This is a genomic window from Sphingobacterium sp. GW821-FHT03E03 (assembly GCF_059420745.1).
Map to the genome: position 1 here is coordinate 268,564 of NZ_JBWKUH010000002.1, position 18,872 is coordinate 287,435.

11 protein-coding genes are annotated in these 18,872 nt (G+C 43.0%); 8 read left to right on the forward strand and 3 right to left on the reverse strand.

Going from position 1 to position 18,872, the window contains the following annotated elements; all coding sequences use genetic code 11:
* Positions 1-320 precede the first annotated feature (320 nt).
* The gene (locus tag AC07UV_RS04480; RefSeq protein ID WP_495182864.1) at positions 321-2,711 is read left to right on the forward strand and encodes a TonB-dependent receptor; all 2,391 of its coding nucleotides are present in this window, start codon (positions 321-323) and stop codon (positions 2,709-2,711) included.
* 459 nt (positions 2,712-3,170) lie between these two features.
* Here AC07UV_RS04480 and AC07UV_RS04485 read toward each other — a convergent pair whose 3' ends face one another.
* Entirely contained in the window at positions 3,171-3,521 is a 351-nt protein-coding gene (locus AC07UV_RS04485; RefSeq protein ID WP_495182865.1) for an outer membrane beta-barrel protein, read from the reverse strand.
* Positions 3,522-3,776: 255 nt separating this feature from the next.
* Here AC07UV_RS04485 and AC07UV_RS04490 point away from each other — a divergent pair, with 255 nt between their 5' ends.
* From AC07UV_RS04490 to AC07UV_RS04510, 5 genes are all read left to right on the forward strand, one after another.
* Positions 3,777-6,980 carry a SusC/RagA family TonB-linked outer membrane protein gene (locus AC07UV_RS04490; RefSeq protein ID WP_495182866.1) on the forward strand — a complete coding sequence of 1,068 codons (3,204 nt, stop codon included), beginning with the start codon at positions 3,777-3,779 and terminating at the stop codon, positions 6,978-6,980.
* A gap of 13 nt (positions 6,981-6,993) precedes the next feature.
* Positions 6,994-8,697 (forward strand): RagB/SusD family nutrient uptake outer membrane protein, encoded by a 1,704-nt coding sequence (locus tag AC07UV_RS04495; RefSeq protein WP_495182867.1) that lies wholly within the window; start codon positions 6,994-6,996, stop codon positions 8,695-8,697.
* Between the two features lie 2 nt (positions 8,698-8,699).
* Entirely contained in the window at positions 8,700-10,622 is a 1,923-nt protein-coding gene (locus tag AC07UV_RS04500) for a heparinase II/III domain-containing protein (RefSeq protein WP_495182868.1), read from the forward strand.
* Positions 10,619-11,881, forward strand: a complete 1,263-nt coding sequence (locus AC07UV_RS04505; RefSeq protein ID WP_495182869.1) for a DUF2264 domain-containing protein — start codon at positions 10,619-10,621, stop codon at positions 11,879-11,881. The genes AC07UV_RS04500 and AC07UV_RS04505 overlap by 4 nt, the downstream gene beginning before the upstream one ends.
* Positions 11,882-12,019: 138 nt before the next feature.
* On the forward strand, positions 12,020-13,276 hold the full coding sequence (locus AC07UV_RS04510) for a glycoside hydrolase family 88 protein (RefSeq protein WP_223583804.1): 1,257 nt from the start codon (positions 12,020-12,022) through the stop codon (positions 13,274-13,276).
* A gap of 152 nt (positions 13,277-13,428) precedes the next feature.
* Here AC07UV_RS04510 and AC07UV_RS04515 read toward each other — a convergent pair whose 3' ends face one another.
* Together AC07UV_RS04515 and AC07UV_RS04520 are read right to left on the reverse strand one after the other, a co-directional pair.
* Positions 13,429-15,528 carry a polysaccharide lyase 8 family protein gene (locus AC07UV_RS04515; protein ID WP_495182870.1) on the reverse strand — a complete coding sequence of 700 codons (2,100 nt, stop codon included), beginning with the start codon at positions 15,526-15,528 and terminating at the stop codon, positions 13,429-13,431.
* A gap of 22 nt (positions 15,529-15,550) precedes the next feature.
* Complete coding sequence (locus AC07UV_RS04520) at positions 15,551-16,960, reverse strand: sulfatase-like hydrolase/transferase (protein ID WP_495182871.1); 1,410 nt, start codon at positions 16,958-16,960, stop codon at positions 15,551-15,553.
* Between the two features lie 122 nt (positions 16,961-17,082).
* On the opposite strand from AC07UV_RS04520, the gene AC07UV_RS04525 reads away from it, so the two are divergent.
* Both AC07UV_RS04525 and AC07UV_RS04530 read left to right on the forward strand, forming a co-directional pair.
* Positions 17,083-17,694, forward strand: a complete 612-nt coding sequence (locus AC07UV_RS04525) for a barstar family protein (RefSeq protein WP_495182872.1) — start codon at positions 17,083-17,085, stop codon at positions 17,692-17,694.
* Between the two features lie 51 nt (positions 17,695-17,745).
* On the forward strand, positions 17,746-18,831 hold the full coding sequence (locus AC07UV_RS04530) for a Gfo/Idh/MocA family protein (RefSeq protein WP_495182873.1): 1,086 nt from the start codon (positions 17,746-17,748) through the stop codon (positions 18,829-18,831).
* The last annotated feature ends 41 nt before the right edge of the window (positions 18,832-18,872 follow it).

Sequence of the window (18,872 nt, forward strand, 5' to 3'; positions counted from 1 at the left end):
AACGACTGACTTCCGAATGCGCGGCAATTGCTTCGGTCCAAAGATTAGGACAATCTGTTTGTACAATGCGCACATAAGGGTATTTTTCCAAAAAGGACTGATAGATTCTTGCACCTTCTCGACTCGCTTTTCATCATCATCGACCTGCGTATAAAAATGTTAATAACAATGTTAATTAACTGAATATAAGAATCATTTTTGTTAATAACATTCCATCAATTTGAAATTTTTGAGGAGGAAAAGAAACAGTTAAAAAAAATTATACTAATCACTAAGGGTAAAGTGAAAGTTAACTGTCATAGAGATAAAGCTTAATCAATATGAAACTAACATCAATCTTAATAATTGCGCTGGCGACTCAGGCCACGCAATCACTTGCCCAGGCACAAGATTCGACGAAGACAAACCGACGGGTCGTGACCGAGGCTGTTAAAGGTACTGTCGTGGACAAAAATACAAGACTTCCAATTTTTGGTGCTACTATTGTACTGTCCTCCAATGGCAATACAAAATCTGTGAGTACAGATCAGCAAGGCATATTTAGGTTGCTGCAAGTTCCTGTAGGGCGCCAAGTCCTGCAAATACGCATGGCAGGCTACCGACAGGAAGAATTATCAGAATTGCTCATTACATCCGGGCGTGAGAATATACTTAACATTGAAATGGAACCGCAGGCAAACACGCTGAACGAAGCTGTCGTCTACGCCAATACGGGAAAGCAACCTTTAAATCAAATGGCAATGACCAGTGGTCGCTCATTTTCACCTGAGGAGACCAATCGGTATGCTGGGGCTTTCTTTGACCCCGCAAGAATGGCACAGAGCTTTCCCGGAGTCGTCGCTGGTGGTGACGATAATGAGATTATTGTGCGCGGAAATTCACCTAAAAGCTTACAGTGGCGATTGGAAGGGATCGAAATTGTAAATCCCAACCACTTTGGTGCCGAGGGAGCCGCTGGTGGGGGGATAAGCATGCTTAATACCATGGTTTTGGGAAAATCTGATTTCTATACAGGTGGACTGGCCGCTGAATACAACAACGCCATATCGGGGGTGTTTGACCTTAGATTTAGAAGGGGAAATACCGATAAACGCGAATACACATTCAATGTCGGCGTGTTGGGGGTAGGTGCAACTTTAGAAGGTCCTTTCAAAAAAGGAAGCGATGCCTCGTATTTAATCAGCTACCGGTACTCCTCATTGAGTCTATTGGAAAAAGTAGGTGTAAAAGTCTCGGATACCGGTATCCCAAAATATCAGGACCTCTCCTTCAATTTTGTATTTCCAACCAAAAAGGCCGGAACATTTTCGTTGTTTGGGATAGGCGGTCTCGGAAAAATAAAGGAAACTGCCAAACGCAATTTCCAAGAATGGGAGGAACGAACAGATGCGCAAGACATGAACTTGGGATTTAACGCCGGAAGTGCTGGACTAAAACATCAATATATCGCCAATGATAGGCTGTATTTCACCAATATTATTTCGGCATCAATCAGCCGCAATTCCAATAAAACAGATACCCTGACACAGGATTATGTAACTAGCCTATATCACAAAGATAAATTTACAAATACCGCAATCCGTTATGCTGGAAGCCTCAATTATAGAGCGAGCAGCAAAAACACGATCCGTGCGGGTATCAATGCCAGCCTGCTTCGCTATGATCTCTATGCGCTAACCTACGATACCGAACTCGCGGCATTAAAAGAACGGATCAATGAAAATGGAAGTACCAGTACCTATGACGCCTTTGCACAACTCAAAACTGAACTATCCGACCGTCTGACATTAAATACGGGTGTACATGCCAACTATTTTGCCTTAAGTAAAAGCTGGACTGCAGAACCCCGATTGGGCTTAAACTGGAAGGTCGCAGCAGACCAGACGATATCCTTTGGTACCGGGCTTTACAATCGTTTAGAACCACTCAGCTATTATTTTGCCAAGAGCGGAACCGGACAAAATACAACAGACAATACCGCACTATCTCCTACCAAGTCTGCTCAGGCTGTTGTTGGGTATGAAAAGAATCTAAGCCGGACACTCCGGGTTAAGACCGAAGTCTATTATCAACATCTATATAATGTCCCGGTTTCTTCAGATCCAGCAATGAATTTCTCCCTACTCAACGTATCAGATATTTCAGCTATTGGTACATCAACCTATCGTCAACTGGTCAATAAAGGTACAGGCAGAAATTATGGTATTGAGTTAACGGTTGAAAAATCACTCAGCAAAGGCTATTATTTTATGGCTACCACTTCGGTATTTGATTCCAAATTCAAAGCACTCAATGGTAAAGAATACAATACAACATTCAATACACGCTATGTTGGTAATCTATTATTGGGAAGAGAATGGACAGTAGGAAAGAATAAAAACAACCTATTTGGTCTGAATGCAAAACTGATCTATGCCGGCGGGAGAAAATACTCACCGGTTCTGGAAGATGAATCCTTGCGTTTAGATGAGGAAATCATCGATCAAAGCCGGATTAATACGCTAACTGCCGATCCTTATATTCGACTTGATTTTTCATCGACATATCGAATAAATCGTAAAAAAGTGAGTCATCTCCTTATTCTGGATATTCAAAACATCCTCAATAGAGAGAATACTGTCGGGATGCATTACAATTTCAGCAAACGTATCATCGAGCCGCAAAAATGGACTGGTATCATACCGACCATTAACTATAGGATCGAATTCTAAACGCTACATATAATAGACTCGAATAGACTTACGATCTAAAAAGATTGATTCCTAAAATCATTTTAGGAATCAATCTTTTTAAATACAGGCTTATAGCTATAATAAAAAAATAGTTTCTAAAACTTGTAACCCAAAGAAATTCCTAATGAACGATTTCTTAGTGATCCCCCAGGTTTATAATCGCCCCATTTTGATTCCAAATTAGCAATCCCTTTTTGAAACTCCATACCAACAAGATAATGTCCCCTGAATAGATAGTTCGCCTTGGCCCGAACACCGTAATCAAACGATTTTCCAAGAATATAATCTCCATAATCCGCTATACTGGCATCATTTTGAAACTTAATATCACCTTTCTAACCTATACCGATATCATCAATATAGACTGTTTCTGGAGTTTTCCATTTCCCCCCTAATCCAAAGCCTATATAAGGCCCAAGTCCAAATTGCAGTTGATCGTTACCGATTTGGTGAATTAAAAACAACATCAATGGGTAATTCCAGATAGGAAGTATTAGCCTTAAAATTATTGCCCCAGCCTATGATTTTACCTTCATTTCGTTCGAAGCCCCGTTTGGCGAATACAACCGCCGGCTCAATAGCGAAACGCTCGCTCATTCTTATCGACGGACCAATTCCTAAATACAGACCTCCGACGGATTCCGTATTTGCTTTATTACCATCCTTGTTCTTTGCATCGATATTCGAGAAGTTCAGGCCTGCTTTCACATTCCATTTAGTTTGTGCGTGTACGAGACAGCCCCCGATCGACAAACATAACAATAACGACAGTTTTTTGATAGTCATCATAAAGAAAATAGGTTTATATAATTTTCATTGTTAACGATAAACAAATGCAAACCGCTACCATTAACCATCAATTTACGGAATAAATACAATTTCACTGCCTATATCTGGCTTCTTTTCAGCATAAATTCAGCTAGAAGCATACTGATTTCTTTACGAAAACGATTGCGACGAAATGACAGAATCGTTTATACTGAATGCTGTAAATTCACAGTACAGAAAATTCATTTTTTCATCCAATTAAATCTAACAAAGCCTATGATTAAGATCCAAAACGCATCCGTTGCGAAAAATCGCTGGGTGCAAGCGGCAATCCCATTATCCTGCCTGTTGGTCGTATCCAATCTGGCAACTTCCCACGCCGCCCCGTTGACCCCTAAATTTACCCATAGCAAGCTTTCGCTAGCCATACAACAGAGTTCCATCCAAGGTAAAGTCGTAGATAGTGAAGGTAAGGCCATAGCAAATGTGACGATCCAAATCAAAGGGACCAATCAAGCCACATCGACTAATGCAACCGGTTTTTTTGAACTCAATAGCCAACAGAAAGATGTCATCTTGGTGGTAAGAAGTATTGGTTACAAAACCATCGAAACTGTTGCCCATGCCGGTTCACCCTTAACAATCACCCTGGATAAAGAATCTAAAGGGCTTGAAGAGGTTGTCGTCGTTGGTTTCGGTACGCAGAAAAAAGAGAATGTGACAGGTTCAGTATCCTCTGTTCAAATGTCAGAAGTCCTGGAAAGCAGGCCCGTTACCTCCCTATCTGCGGGTTTAGCAGGTCAGGCACCGGGGCTATATGTCAATCAAGGTTCAGGTAGACCGGGGAGCGATGGTGGTACTCTTCGGGTACGTGGTCAGGGAACATTAAACAATTCGAATCCACTTGTTGTGATCGACGGTGTTATCGGTGATATGAATCTAATCAATCCACAGGACGTCGAAAGTATGTCGGTATTGAAAGACGCAGCTTCAGCTTCCATCTATGGTTCACGCGCAGCCAATGGTGTTATCCTCATCACGACGAAAAAGGGAAAGACCGAACAGTTTAAGGTTACCTATAATAATTATTTCTCTAGCCAGAAACCTTCCAATACCATCCAAATGGTTTCCAACTATGCCAATTATATGGAGCTGATTAATGAAGGGTACAAAAATGGCGATCCAAATGCGAAACCTACATTTTCACAGGAAAAAATAGATCTTTGGCGACAAAATTCAGGGCAAGATCCGTTGAAATATCCCAATTCAGACTGGGTGTCTGAACTATTTCAAAATAAGATCAGCCAAAACCACAATCTGTCCTTTACAGGTGGAAGTGAAAAAATTAAATTTTTCGGTTCCTATGGTCTATTAAATAATCCCGGTGTTATTGAACAAGCTACCTACAAACGTCATACTGGTCGCATCAACCTCGAAGCCGATGTAAAACCCTGGCTTACGCTTGGAGCGAATATCAATGGTGTCGTCTCAAAGACCGATATCGGCACCAATATCATTGATGATGTATTCACCTTTGCGGGAGCGAGTACCCCAGGTATGGTACTAAGAGCTCCGGACGGCCGATTCGGTTCGCCCAGCAATCCGGAAGAGAACCCACAATCCAACAATGTGCTTCACCGCCTGTATGCCCAAAAGGGTAATATTAACAAAAATCGCTTTGTATCCCGGTTTTATGGAAAGTTAAAGCCCATTGAAGGCCTTTCTATCGAAGGATCGTACACCTATACTTATGACGACGATTTTATCTATTCGCAGCCTGTGTTCAACGATCGTTGGGACTTCTTGACTAATACCGTCGCCACCGCTGGCACTGGACGTTCCTCTGTTACCAACGAGTCTGTTAAATCATACCGTTATTATATGGACGGAGTTGCCAAATACAAGAACAAGTTATTTGATAAATTAAATTATGAAGTGATGGTGGGTGCCAGCCAGGAATATTTTAAAGATGGTTGGTTTGCGGCATCCAAGCTGGATCTCGTCGATCCTTCACTTACGGTGTTAAACGCGGCGACAATGGATGCTTCCGCCTCCGGCAACACCACGGATTGGGCCATGCGCTCCTTCTTTGGGCGACTCAACCTCTCCTGGGATGATAAATACCTCTTGGAAGCCAATCTCCGTACCGACGGTTCATCGCGCTTTATGACAGGAAAAAGCAGATGGGGTACCTTCCCTTCGGCATCTTTCGGATGGAAAATCTCTTCCGAAGATTTCTACGATGTCAAATGGATGCCAAGTCTTAAATTCCGTGCCTCCTATGGTGCATTGGGCAACAATGGTACTTCAGACGCATCTTTCCGCAGAGACGCTAATATTAACAACTACGAATATCAGACACTATACAATCCGGCCAATTACATCCTGAACAATCAGCTTTATGTCGGATTTGCCCAGACTGTCTTGAGCAACCCTTTATTGACCTGGGAAAATACCTATATCCTGAATGCGGGTCTGGATTTTGACCTCTTCAATTACAAATTGAGCGGTTCAATTGATGTTTTCAATAAAGTAACAGACAATATCCTGATCGACCTACCAGCACCGTTAGTTGTCGGAAATGCAAGCATACCACGTACCAACGCAGCAAAAGTCCGCAATAATGGTATCGAACTTAACCTCAACTACCGCGACAAAATTGGGGATGATTTCAAATTCAATATCGGTGGTAACTTCACCTTCATTGACAATAAAGTGGTCAAATTTAAAGGCAACGACAAATCTATTTCAGGAGCGAATCTTTTACAAGAGGGCTATGCCATCAACACGCAGTATATTTTGTTGACCGATCGCATCTTGCAGACAGACGCAGACATCCAACTCGTACAACAAATGATCGACAATGCTCCTACTGATCCAAATACAAACCAAAAAGTAAACCCATTTGCCTCCTATGGGACACCAAAGAAAGGCGATTTACTCTATAAGGACGCCAATGGTGATGGCATCATTAACGACAATGACCGGGTACCTGTCGGGCATGGTACTGCGCCAAGGATCACTTATGGCTTTAATATGGGATTTGATTATAAGGGTTTTGACTTTTCGGTTTTTCTACAGGGTAATGCAGGCAATAAGGCTATTTGGATAGATAATTATTACACACCAACTGTACGTTGGGGCTACCAAATCAACCAGGAAATCGCAGATGGCAGATGGACAGATGGAGCTACTGATGCCAGATATCCACGACTCTTGCCATACACAGATACAAGAAACACCAGAAACAGTGATTTCTGGTTACAGAACAAAGCTTTTATCCGTGTAAAAAATATCCAACTCGGCTACACCATTCCGAATGAGATTACCAAACGGATCCAGGTTCAGAATCTACGTGTTTTTGGATCGCTGGAAAATTTCTGGACGATTACTAGTTACAAAGGATTCGACCCCGAGGTGAGTGGCACCAATTACCCAACAATGAAACAGGCTGTCTTCGGTCTTAGTTTAACATTTTAAGTTGTCAAATATCATGAAAAAGATTTCACTACTCATAGCGGGATGCATTGCATTATCATCTTGTTATAAGCTCGATACAACACCTTACAGTCAGGTCAGTGCCGATACATTCTGGCAAAATGAAGACCAGGCGCTCGCTGGCATATTAGGTTGTTATAATGATCTAAAAAAGGAAGCGACCTTCGGTTTACAATTTTCTTATGATGGGCTCAGTGATATTGGGCTGGGCTATGATCCTCCAGGCCTAGGCGAAGTCATCAGCGGTACATTTACAGACCGCTCATCCGTTATTGTGGAAAGGTGGCAGGCCGGATATGACCTGATCCAACGCTGTAACCATGCCATCGCCCATATTCAGCCGATGACCATAGATAAAGCCAAACAGGAAGGTTTTATTGCCGAAGCAAAATTTCTCCGTGCGCTAATGTATTTTCAATTGACAAATCTTTATGGAGCTTTGCCAATATATGACGAGACAGTTGATCTGAACAGAGATTTTAGTTCACTCAAAAATAGCCGTTCTTCCATTGAAGATGTCAAGAAATTCATCCTTGCGGACCTCAACTATGCTATCGATAAATTACCTGTAACGTATGACGCAAAACACTATGGTCGAATCACAAAGGGTGCAGCCTATGCTTTGAGAGGCAAAGTAGCCCTGTACAATAAAGATTGGACATCAGCAATCCGGGATTTTGAAGAAATTGTCTATAACAAAACCAACAATTACGGTTATAACCTCAGTGCTAATTATGCGGCATTGTTTACCATGGAAGGGGATCAGGCTCCTGAAATGATCTTTGCTATACAGAACATGGGCGGAACAGGATTTCCTTATGGGATGCCTATGGCTTTCTATATGGGAACGAGATCAACTTTTGGCAGTGACTGGAACAACTGTATGCCAAGCACACGGCTTGCAGACCGTTACGAAAACCGAGACGGAAGTCCGTTCAACTGGAATGACCATTTCCCAAATTATAATGCAGACAATGCCGTTAAAAAACAAGCGATGGAATCCACACAATCGGGTGGTGTGCTGACAAAGGTACCCGACACAGCCAAGCTACGTCAGATCTATGCCAACCGGGATCCACGGATGAATCAAACACTTATTGTCCCTTATTCACACTACTTGGGCTGGAACGCCAACAAAGAACGTGACATGCAGTTTATTCTTGCAACAGGGGTAAATGAAAATTTCGGGCAGATCCGTAATAATCGGGGCTGGTATACCTACCTATGGCGCAAATTCGTACCTGAAGGCAATCTGAAAGGAGCGATTACCGATCGTGCTCATACACCGATCAATTTCCCGATCCTTCGTTTGGCAGATGTGCTTCTGATGCTTTCCGAAGCCTATAATGAAACCAATCAGCTGGACAAGGCAATCACGGAACTGAATAAGGTACGTACACGTTCGAAAATGCCTGCACTGAATAGCGGCAGTTCATTCCTGGTCGTGAACAGTAAAGCGGAAATGAGTAAACGTATCCAACACGAACGTGCAGTAGAATTAGCAGGCGAAGGATGGCGCTATTTTGATCTCAAACGTTGGAATCTACTGGAAGATGTGTCGAAGGGCATTATTGAAAAAGGTGTTACTGGCGATAATCTCGTTACCAGAGGGTATCAACCACGACATAAGCTTTGGCCGGTACCGGGACAAGAAATAGAGATGAACGCGGCACTTCTGCCACAAAATCAAGATTGGTAAACATGAGAATATATCTAATCCTATTCTTCTTTCTCAGTAGTCTCTCTTTTCAGAGGCTACTGGGAAAAGAATTAAAGCTACTCACAGGCACTTTTAAACAGGAAGATCTCAAGATCAACCTGAGCCGGGACAAGTCCTGGATTCCCTATCCAAGTTATTCCGATCGTAAGGCATGGGATCAGCTGATAGCACCCTTCCGGGAGCAGGTTGTTGCGAAAGGCGACAAAGCACTCGACTATCAATGGCAGGTGGTCAAGGCAACAGATTATCTGGAATATGAACGCTCAGGCAACCGCGGCATGATGGAAAAGCCGATGAACGAAAACTGTACCGCGCTTACAAACTTGCTATTAGCTGAGCTAGCTGAGGGGAAAGGACGTTATATCGATCAGATTTTAAACGGTACCTGGCACATGACCGAGATGTCTACCTGGTCATTATCGGCACACCTACCAGCTTTCCAATCCAGCAAAAGATCCCTACCACAAGAACGGACACATGTCATTGACCTCATGGCCGGCGATGTAGGATCCTTACTTTCGTGGATACATTATTTCTTTCGGGACACCTTCAACACTATCAATCCGGAAATTAGTCTACGCTTAAAACAGCATATCCAGCAACGCATTATACAGCCTTATCTGGACCGCAATGATATGTGGTGGCAGGGCTTTGAACTCAAAGGAAACCAATTGGTCAACAACTGGAATCCCTGGTGCAATTTTAATGTGCTCACCTGCCTGCTGCTGATAGAAGACAATCCGGATGTTCAACTGACTGGCATCTATAAAACAATGACTTCGGTCGATCGCTTTATAGATTATATCAAAAAAGATGGTGCCTGTGAAGAAGGTCCATCCTATTGGGGGCACGCCGCCGGTAAATTGTACGATTACCTCAAGATCCTTTCCATGGCAACACAAAACAAGGTCAGTATCTTCGACAAGCCTCTTATCCGTGATATGGGTGAATACATCGCACAATCGTATATCGGTGGTGACAGATGGGTGGTCAATTTTGCCGATGCCTCAGCCAAAGGCGGTGGAGATCCTCTTCTCATCTATCGTTATGGGCAAGATGTACATAGTACTGAAATGATGCAATTTGCGCGATACATGACAGATCTTGGTGGTAAAGGTGCGGACTTTAGACCCTCACGGGATATCTTCCGTGCATTTGAAGATCTACGCTGTTTTCCGCAGCTTAAGCACACACAGGCAGCACTTCCACAAAATGCATTTAAGTGGTATCCGGAAACGCAGTTTCTCTATCTGAAAAAGGAAGGTTTTTTCTTCGCCGCCAAAGGTGGTTTTAATAATGAGAGCCACAACCATAACGATGTCGGGAGCTTTATTCTATACCAGGATCAGCAACCCCTTTTTATTGATGCGGGTGTGGGAACTTACACGAAGAAAACATTTAGCGACGATCGCTATAGTATCTGGACCATGCAGGGTGCCTACCACAACCTTCCACAGATCAATGGTACTGATCAGGCGTTCGGCAAAGAGTACAAGGCCGAAAATGTGGTATTCCTACCTGAACAAAATAAATTCCAGCTCGATATCGGGAAAGCCTATCCAAAAACAGCCAATATCGAACATTGGAATAGAAGTTACCGCCTTGCAGCTGACGGTCTGACCATAGCGGACGAGTTTAAGATCAGCAATCCAACACAGGCAAATATTATCCACTTTTTGGTTGCAAAAGAGCCAAAGATTACAAAGGGAGTAATAACCTTAGGTGATGGTCTGGCAGTGCTTCATTTTAGCGATGGACAGTTTGTTGCTTCCTACGAATCTATTCCGCAGGACGACCCACGTCTGAGCCAGGTATGGGGTGAGCGGCTTTACCGCATCAGCCTCAAGGCCAAAAGCATTAAATCGACAGGAAAATATAATTTTATCATTAAAAAAGCCAAATGAAAAGAAGAAATTGGATTCAAGCCGTAACATTAACTACTGCAGGAGCGCTAATGAACAGCCCCCTGCTTGGTCGTAGTCAATCCATTGGCTCAACGGCGCAACCTTCTACTGACGATCGTGCGTATTGGGTGTCTATTTTAACAAAAATGGCCAGCCCTATTCTCGATCGTATCAGCAAAGAGCGTTTTCGCGCGGAGATGCCAATTGTTAAAAGTGAAACTTATGACTACATAGATCCAAGTGTAGGATATTTAGAAGCCTTTGGCCGATTATTGTCCGGTATGGCTCCATGGTTGGCCCTGCCAGACGATAAAACCGCAGAAGGGAAGATACGCACTCAATTTAAACAACAAGCCTTACTGGGCATACAACATGGTGTAAATCCTGCTTCGGCAGATTATTTCTCCTGGCGTAGCAAATCCAAGCAACCTCTGGTTGATGCAGCACATTTAGCGCAGGCATTTATGCGTGCCCCAAAAGCATTATGGGATCCGCTGCCGCAAGTGACAAAGCAACAGGTCATTACCGAATTCAAACACTTACGCTGGATCAAACCCAACGAAAGCAACTGGCTTTTGTTTGCCGCAATGACCGAAACTTTTCTCTATAGTATCGGTGAAGACTGTGCACGTGAGAAAATAGACTATGCGGTAAACAAATTTGATCAGGAATGGTACGTCGGCGACGGATGGTATAGTGATGGTGCGCGATTTAGCTTTGATCATTACAATGGTTATGTCATCCATTGCATGCAAGTGGAGACCTTAAGAAATAATCTTAGTGCTGATGCGAAGTACCAACCCATGTATGACCGCGCCTATAAACGTATGCAACGCTATGCACATCATCTGGAGCGCATGATTTCACCTGAAGGCACCTACCCTGTTGTTGGGCGGAGTGCAACGTATAGAAATGCAGCCTTTCAACCGCTCGCTGCAGTCGCACTCGATGGAAAGCTCCCCACGGATCTCTCCAATGGGCAAGTACGCGCGGCATTGACAGCAGTCCTCAAGCACATCTATGCTGATCGCATTTTTCATGAGGATGGTTGGATGGCCCTCGGATTTCTCAATGCCGATCAGGGAAATATAGCAGACAGTTATACCAACTCGGGTTCGCTCTATACTGCTTCCCTCTCATTTCTACCCTTAGGGCTTCCGCCAACGCATGCTTTTTGGTCTGACGCTGCTGCGCAATGGAGCTCACAAAAAGCTTTTGCAGGTTTACCCTTTCCAAAAGATTATTACGTAACTTACTAGGAATATACGCTGTTATGAAACTATCGAAAGTAACATGAGCCGAGTGAACCGAAGGCAGCGTGAAACAAGTGAACCAAACGAAGAGAGCTCATGAATACCCTAATCATAAAATAATAGATGAACAAATAATTTATGCAGATGAAAAAAAGAAAAACCAGTTTAAAAACAATCCTTCTTATCGCTTCTGGGCTTTTTGCACTCAGCTTTATCGACCAAAAGCCAAACTTCATCGATGCTAGCTTCAACGCTGCAGAGAAACAATATCAATTTTTGGCCAAAGAAGCTGACAAAGACCATAAGTTCCCACGTACATTGACTCCTTCCGGACAATTGCGCGGAACCGATGAATGGGATTGGACAGGAGGTTTTTTCCCTGGCTCACTATGGTATATCTATAACCACACACACAATAAAGAAACGGAGAAAGAAGCGATAAAATGGACCGAAGCACTCGAAAAAGCGAAGGACTTGGACCAACATCACGATATTGGTTTTGTCATGTATTGTTCCTATGGCACGGCAATTAAATACCTCAAGGATCAGAAAAAAATTGCCGATTATAAAGCCATCCTTGTCCATTCGGCCAATACCGCATTAAAGCGCTTTAACCCACAGGTCGGTGTCATCAAATCATGGAATGAGAAAAAGTCATGGGATGGCAAAACACTTTGGAAATACCCGGTCATCATTGACAATATGATGAACCTAGAAATGCTGTGTTACGTTTCGGATCTGACAGGTGATCCTAAATATAAAGATGTGGCCATCAGTCATGCAACACAAACCATGAAAAACCATTTCCGCACAGACTATAGCACCTACCATGTTGTAGACTATGATGCCAGCGGAAAAGCAATCCATCAACAGACAAATCAGGGCTATGCAGATAATTCAACCTGGGCACGTGGACAGGCATGGGCTATCTACGGATTTACCATGATGTATCGGGAGACAAAAAAACCAGAGTTTCTCAAAACAGCACAGGCAGCAGCTAAATTTTACATGACCCACAAAAATCTTCCAAAAGATAAAATCCCTTACTGGGATTTCAATGCTGGACAACAGGGATATAAATCAGATGCGGATTTTTCAACGTTAAAGCTCAATTACGTCCCTCGTGATGCCTCAGCAGCAGCCATTGTCGCTTCGGCACTCGTTGAACTATCGACCTTAACTTCTGGAGCAGAAAGTAAATCCTATTTAGCTTTTGCCAAGGAAAGTCTACAGACACTATCAGGAGCAGGTTATTTTGCCAAATACGCAAGCAACGGAGGTTTCTTGCTCAAACATAGTGTCGGCAGTTTGCCCCATCACTCCGAAATTGATGTCCCTTTGACCTATGCAGATTATTATTATCTCGAAGGTCTAACTCGATTGGAACAACTCAAAAAATAATAAAAATAGGCTGTATCAAAAGCTGATTTTGGGCAAGCAACGCCAATTAATATTTTGAAACCTCAGTTTCACTGAATGAATAAGGTCCAAGTTCTGTGGAGAACTTGGACCTTACTTTTTAATATTCACGGCAATTCGAAAGAATTAAATCTTTATTTGTTACCAGTCGGGATTGTTTCTGATGAGGTACTACCCGCGTACTCAGCCTGCGGCAGCTTTATCTCAACAGTCTGATTTACTTTTGCACGTTTATTGATGAGATGAATACGTACGGCTTTTCCCTGTTGCAGTGGATCTGCCACATCCAGCTTGAAGACGCTATTTCCCTTTGTGATTTGCAGAATAACCGGCTTATCCACCTGAATAGACCAAGCTCCAATTTGATAGGTACCAGACTCATAAAACACGGCCTGAATAGCGGCCAGACCCAGATGTTCTACAGCTTGAATCGCAGGCGTATTGTGCCAAATTTTTAGCTGCTGCATAGCCCGCTTATCGATCTGATCTACACCAGGTACAACGATATAAGCGTAACTTCCATTTATAGGTTTAGCTGCGTGCTCAACCGATAACTTAAATACCTTACCATGTACAGCATCTTTTGATCGGGAACGATTGATGCGGTACCAAGAGCCCGATTGTTCTTTTGCCGTCAGAGCGATTTTCATCGCTTCTGGAAAGTAATAGCCGACCTGATTGTGCATGACATATTCACCTTGTTTGACATTTCGAACCAGTGAATCGGTTGACATCTGCTCTTTTCCATTCCATACGACAGGGCCATTCAACCAAGTTTGATTCAGTGTTGTTACGACCGGCTCCGCAGCACTACAGTTAATTCCGCTGCCCAGACAAACAATCTCCTTATCAAAAAAGAACCATGCTTTTTGTGCAGCCAGTCCATCGTATTGAACAGACATGGCCGATGCGCCGATTGTACCATTGCTGACCCCACCAGAGAAACTATTGGCAGCCAGTACACCCCACTGTTCTTTCAGTTCCTGATCACCCTGATAATCTCGGGTTGTTGTCCCCGGAATTTTGTCCCATTCCCATACTGGCATGATATTATAGTATTCTGGACCAAATACCTGAATATTGGTTACACCATCTGTCATATTTTTACCAAGCAAATTTTCACCGTTTCCTGACTCCGATTTGTTGGTTCGCTTGCTTGCCAGACGCAGGTTGAAATGAAACTGTTTTCTGAGGTGTGTTGTATAATCTCCTTTCCAATAATGTCGATGCAGAGATTGATCTTCCGCATTAAAAGCTTGTATACTATCTAACTTTGCCAATCCTTTCTTCCAGATCTCATTTTTAGCTGGATCAATCAATTGCATCTGCTGCAATATGGCGACTTCCTGATCTTTGCGCAATATATCTGGTCGTGATATCCCGCGCCCATGCACATTAAAATCAATATAACGTGAGCGTATGATCGGCAGGTAGGTTTCCAAAAGAAATTTTTCGAAGAGGGCCAATTTCTCCTTATTAACCGCATAAGGTGTCTCGCGGACATAGGCCATTACCTTAGAAATCCCCTTTAAAAACTCTTCACCATAGCCTGCAATATACAATTGTGGTCCATGTTGTAAGTAAGAGAAATCATATTGTAAGCCCTCTTTCCCATCCACCAACTGGATGGGAAAAAGCAGTTGTTCCATAGCAGCAGCCAGTAGATCGGTATCTTCGAGGATTAGTGCACGATAGAAATAATGCATGGCAATATCACTTTTGTTCGCGCCCGTTTTCTTATAGGGATCCCCTCTCTCCATCAACTTGACCAGTGCTGTTTCCACTGTAGCTGGGATTTTCTCCTGACCGAATTTCATCAGGATCAGACAGACACCTATTGCTTTAGGAGAAGCGATTTCATTGTGCCACCAGTTCGTTGATTCAAATCGGTTATTTGCCCAGTACTGTGCTGCCCGTACAATCTTGTCATAAAGCGACTTTTGCTGATAAGATTTACTCTTGGGAGATACATAAGCTACGATCAAAGCTCTCAAGCGATCCAAGTGTTCTCCTGGAGGCCAGAGTGAAATTGATTTACTCGTGTAATCTATATCAGACCAAGTACCAGCTTCAGTCAATTGATTGCTCCAGATTGTGGTTTTATCACCGTGAGCAGCCGAACTTTGCAATTCGTCCTCGTACACATGTTTTTTGATGCGATCAAATGTTTGCTTGTCCTGTGCCCTTGTCATGACCAGTCCAAATGATAATAAAAATATAAGTATAGCTTTCATTCTTTTTCCAATTATAATCCGATTAAGGGTATTTCTTTTCTGCTGCCCGTCCAATGACATCCATTCGATGTTTCATCATTTGGTTCTGATCATTATCCAAAACTCCACTCAACCATTTGGGAGCAGCCATCTTTTTTTCCCACTCAGCCAATTTATCCAACATTTTATTCACGTTATCGGGATATTTTTCGGCAAGATTATGTTCTTCTTTCAGATCGTTTTTCAAGTTAAATAACAATATCGGATCATCCTTGACAACAATCAGTTTCCATTCGGCATGACGGACCGCTTTAGCGACTCCCCGTCGCCAAAATAAATATTCATACCCATTCTTTGCCGCCTTATACGATGACAACAAGCTTAGCCCATCGATCTGCTGTCCAGGAATATTTTTCCCCTGTATGGCATCTATACTGGTTGGCAAAATGTCCATACCCGACACCATCGCATCGACTACTTTTCCCTGCGGTAGTCGTGCCGGCCATTGTATAATCATGGGCACGCGTATACCGCCTTCCCATTTCGACCCTTTTAAACCGCGTAGCTGTCCATTATCCGCGCCATTATTTGTGGCCGCACCATTATCATTCATAAAGATAATCAGGGTATTTTCATAAAGTCCATCTCTTTTCAGCTGGTCTATCAAACGGCCAATATTGCTGTCCATATTCTCCAGCATTGCCAAATAAGCGCGGCGCAAAGGATCTGCAACATGACTATATTTACTATTCTGCGTCAGTGGAGCTTCCACAGGAGTATGTATCGCATTAAAAGCCAAATACATAAAAAAAGGTTGCTGGCGATAACGATGAACATAGGAGATTGCCTTGTCGGTCAATGTTTCTGTCAGATAGCGAATAGAATCTTCGGGGACAATACGACTATCATCGACCAGCATCTGCGTGGGTTTTACCTTTCCGGGGATTGGAAAATAAGAACGATCGCCGCCAATAAAACCATAGAAATGATCAAAGCCACGCTTAAGTGGATGAAATTGGGGACCGTCCCCCTGATGCCACTTGCCGATACCTACAGTTTTATACCCATTGTATTTCATAAAATCAGCTATCGTTGCCACCGATGTATCCATCCCAATATCTTCTGGTGTCGTTCCTGCCGTCGGCCGTTTGGAAATATTGTGTTCGAACCCAAAGCGTTGTTGGTACCGCCCCGTCAGCAGACCGGCACGTGAGGGTGCGCAAACCGATGCAGATGCATAAGCACACTGAAAAAGAATCCCATGTTTAGCCAGCTCATCGATATGCGGTGTATGCACCTCCTTACCACCATAGCAACCAAAATCATCATAACCGCCATCGTCGCTCAAAATCACAATGACATTGGGCCGCTGCTGTGCAAAAACAGAAATTTCAACTAGAGAAAGTACACTCAACACCGCAAGTATACGATAGAACGTTTTCCGGTAGATCATCGCATTAGATTTATCCCTAAATGTAACCTTAAATGTATTGGATTTTTTGTAAAAAATCGAAAACGATTTCGTTAAGTCAATTTTTTTTAGTCCTTTAGATAAGTAAATCTAATGTGAAGCAGATGGAAACAAATGGCAGAAATCAACTCGCAGTTATTGCTAAAGTTTTGGTCGGAAATCTTCAGGAGCAGGCTTTAACAAAGCCCCTGGCAAGCCTACGCGAAAGTAGTCGGGAGTCCATCCTGCCAGACCTTTTTCAGTTTGTGGACAAATGGTCAAAAGCACCATTTCCAATTGTGGTAGCGGAACTTTGGGCAGACTTTACGAAGCTCATTTCTCTTCATCCCGAATTGGGTTTTGTGGTTATTGAAGGCGCATGTATTGCGGATATTCCGAGTTTTTACGCCGAAATCAATCGGGTCTATATGGCCGATGAGAATTGGCAAATTGGGAGTCTGGATGGATTTGATGATCTGCTTTATGGTGGCTTTGGAAAAGTTCAGAACGCAAAAAAACATACAATCATTTGGAAAGACATCGATCACAGCCGTGCGGCATTAGGAGTGACAACCACCCTCGCCTACTATCAGGAAAAACTCGCTGCCAATTCACCTTTCAATCAGACTTATTTCCAACAGAAATTAAGTGATTTACAGGCCGGAAAAGGACAGACCTATTTTGATATCGTAGCGGAAATAATACAATCGCATCCAAAGGTTGACTGGATTTACTAAAGGATTTAAAGATTTCAAAATGTTATCTTTATTGAACCTAAACAGAGTACCATGAAACATATAGTAAAGATATTTTTTTTGTTGACAATGCTATTTCAGCATATTGCTTATGCGGATAGTCCACTGAAAGTCGCTGTTGCGGGGCTCAATCACGACCATGTATATCTCCTGCTGAATTTATACAAAGAGAAGAAGGTCGAGATCATTGGAATAGCAGAGTCCAATAGTATCCTCGCGGACAGGATTCAGACACAATACAATCTTCCGAAATCCGTTTTTTACCCAGATCTCTCTTCATTATTAAAAAGAGTACAACCTGATGTGGTTCTTGCTTACAACCCCACCAATGAGCATATCAATGTAGCGGAAATCTGTCTGCCTCTCAAAATACCGGTCATGGTGGAGAAGCCAATGGCGACCACATTGGCTGATGCCAAACGTATCGCCACACTCTCCAGGGAAAACAAAACACTTTTTTTGGTCAATTATGAAACGACCTGGTATAAAAGCAACCAACAGCTCAAGCAATTATTGGAGCAAAATGCCGTGGGCCGTGTGACACGGATGATTGTAAAGGATGGGCATGAAGGGCCCAAAGAGATCGGTTGCAGCAGCTATTTTCTCGATTGGCTAACGGATCCGCAAAAAAATGGTGGTGGTGCATTAATGGATTTCGGCTGTTATGGGGCCAATCTCATGACATGGATCAAGAATGGCGAACGGCCTATTTCTGTCAGTGCTATTACACATCGACTGAAACCCGAGATCTATCCCAAAGTCGAAGATGATGCGACCATTATCTTAAAGTACCGCGATGGCAGTACTGGTATCATCCAGGCATCTTGGGCATGGCCTTACAGTGTAAAAGATCTTCAGGTATTTGGGACAAAGGCCCAACTCTATGCACAAAATGATAAAAGACTGGTGAAATATACACAGCATAATGAGGAGCCGACAGTTATTCCAACGGATCAGCCTTATTTTGAAAACCATATCCAATATTTGGAACATGTTTTAAACCGAAAGCAGCTAGCTGAAGGCGATCTAGGTTCCATCAGTAATAATGTGACGGTAGTTGAGATATTGGAGGCTGCGAAGCGTTCTGCGAAAGAAGGAAAGACGGTAACATTAAATTGATCTTTAATAGAAAAAGGTATATAAATAAGTAATCCACACAC

Bases quoted from the DNA above. Each gene is read 5' to 3' on its own strand.
- AC07UV_RS04480 (WP_495182864.1), top strand. From the start codon at position 321: ATGAAACTAACATCAATCTTAATAATTGCGCTGGCGACTCAGGCCACG.
- AC07UV_RS04485 (WP_495182865.1), bottom strand. From the start codon at position 3,521: ATGATGACTATCAAAAAACTGTCGTTATTGTTATGTTTGTCGATCGGG.
- AC07UV_RS04490 (WP_495182866.1), top strand. From the start codon at position 3,777: ATGATTAAGATCCAAAACGCATCCGTTGCGAAAAATCGCTGGGTGCAA.
- AC07UV_RS04495 (WP_495182867.1), top strand. From the start codon at position 6,994: ATGAAAAAGATTTCACTACTCATAGCGGGATGCATTGCATTATCATCT.
- AC07UV_RS04500 (WP_495182868.1), top strand. From the start codon at position 8,700: ATGAGAATATATCTAATCCTATTCTTCTTTCTCAGTAGTCTCTCTTTT.
- AC07UV_RS04505 (WP_495182869.1), top strand. From the start codon at position 10,619: ATGAAAAGAAGAAATTGGATTCAAGCCGTAACATTAACTACTGCAGGA.
- AC07UV_RS04510 (WP_223583804.1), top strand. From the start codon at position 12,020: ATGAAAAAAAGAAAAACCAGTTTAAAAACAATCCTTCTTATCGCTTCT.
- AC07UV_RS04515 (WP_495182870.1), bottom strand. From the start codon at position 15,528: ATGAAAGCTATACTTATATTTTTATTATCATTTGGACTGGTCATGACA.
- AC07UV_RS04520 (WP_495182871.1), bottom strand. From the start codon at position 16,960: ATGATCTACCGGAAAACGTTCTATCGTATACTTGCGGTGTTGAGTGTA.
- AC07UV_RS04525 (WP_495182872.1), top strand. From the start codon at position 17,083: ATGGAAACAAATGGCAGAAATCAACTCGCAGTTATTGCTAAAGTTTTG.
- AC07UV_RS04530 (WP_495182873.1), top strand. From the start codon at position 17,746: ATGAAACATATAGTAAAGATATTTTTTTTGTTGACAATGCTATTTCAG.